This window comes from Streptomyces sp. NPDC127084 (genome assembly GCF_042724175.1).
Classification (GTDB): Bacteria; Actinomycetota; Actinomycetes; order Streptomycetales; family Streptomycetaceae; genus Streptomyces.
The window spans coordinates 1-1,286 of sequence record NZ_JBHXFA010000381.1 but is presented as its reverse complement, the minus strand read 5'-3'; the positions used below and the strand labels follow the sequence as shown (position 1 = coordinate 1,286).

Sequence of the window (1,286 nt, the reverse complement as noted above, 5' to 3'; positions counted from 1 at the left end):
TGAAGCTTCCCCTTGATCGTGGACACCTGGAGACTGGGATCTTGAGGTTCCAGAGGAAGTAGCACCAGGTGGGAAGCAAGTACACGAAGCGGTACACCGAGGAGTTCAAGCGGGACGCGATCGCGCTCGTCGATTCCTCGGGCAAGACCGTCACCGCCGTCGCCCGGGAACTCGGCATCAGTTCCGAGTCCCTGCGCGGCTGGTACCGCCGGGCGAAGGCAGACCGGGGCGAGGGCGGGTCTGGTGAGCTGACCAGCGCCGAGCACGAGGAGCTCAAGCGGCTACGCAAGGAGGTCCGCGAGCAGCAGCAGACGATCGAGATCCTGAAAAAAGCGACGGCCTTCTTCGTGAAGGAAAACGACCGGTGAGCGAGCTGTACCGGTTGATCCATGCGGAGAAGGCGACCTATCCGATCGTCCTGCTGTGTCGGGTGCTGAAGGTCGCCCGCTCCTCCTACTACGCCTGGCGCGAGGGCGAGGCCGCCCGCCACGCTCGTCAGGCCGCCGACGACGCTCTCGCGCACGAGATCACCGTGCTGCACATCGCCTCCCGCCGCACCTACGGTGTCCCGCGCATCCACGCCGAACTGCGCCGCCTGGGCCGACGGGTGAACCGCAAACGGGTCGCCCGGCTGATGCGCGAGCGCGACATCCGCGGAGTCACCCGACGCAGACGGCGCTCGCTGACCCGGCCGGATGCGAAGGCCAGGCCGGCCCCGGACCTGATCGGCCGCGACTTCCACGCCGATACCCCCGGCACCAAGCTGGTCGGCGACATCACCTGCCTGCCCACCGCCGAGGGCTGGCTCTACCTCGCCTGCTGGCTGGACCTGGCCACACGCGAGGTCGTCGGCTACGCCATGGCCGACCACCACCGCGCCGAACTCGTCGCCGACGCACTCGACATGGCCCACGGCCGAGGCGGACTGGAACCCGGCTGCGTGATCCACAGCGATCGCGGCAGCGAATATACGTCGACCCAGTTCCAGGAACGAATAGGAGAGTTGGGGCTGCGGCAGAGCTGCGGACGCACCGGATCATGCTTCGACAACGCCGCCGCGGAGAGCTTCTGGGCCCTACTCAAAGAAGAGATCGGCACCCGCACCTGGCCCGACCGGGCCACCGCCCGGGCCGACATCTTCAACTTCATCGAGACCTTCTACAACCGCCGCCGCCTGCGCAAGCACAAGACCTTCGGCTACCTCACCCCAGCCGAGACCAGGCAGCGGCATCAGCACACCCTCGCAGCATAACGATCACGTGTCCGAGATCACGGGGAAACTTCAC

At 66.9% G+C, this 1,286-nt stretch carries 2 protein-coding genes; both read left to right on the top strand.

Annotated features, from left to right (window positions below; all coding sequences use genetic code 11):
• The first annotated feature begins 68 nt into the window (after window positions 1–68).
• Window positions 69–368, top strand: coding sequence for a transposase (locus tag ACFWI9_RS34390; RefSeq protein ID WP_387169252.1), 300 nt, complete (start codon window positions 69–71; stop codon window positions 366–368).
• The gene (locus ACFWI9_RS34385; protein WP_387169249.1) at window positions 365–1,252 is read left to right on the top strand and encodes an IS3 family transposase; all 888 of its coding nucleotides are present in this window, start codon (window positions 365–367) and stop codon (window positions 1,250–1,252) included. Before ACFWI9_RS34390 ends, ACFWI9_RS34385 begins: the two co-directional genes overlap by 4 nt.
• The last annotated feature ends 34 nt before the right edge of the window (window positions 1,253–1,286 follow it).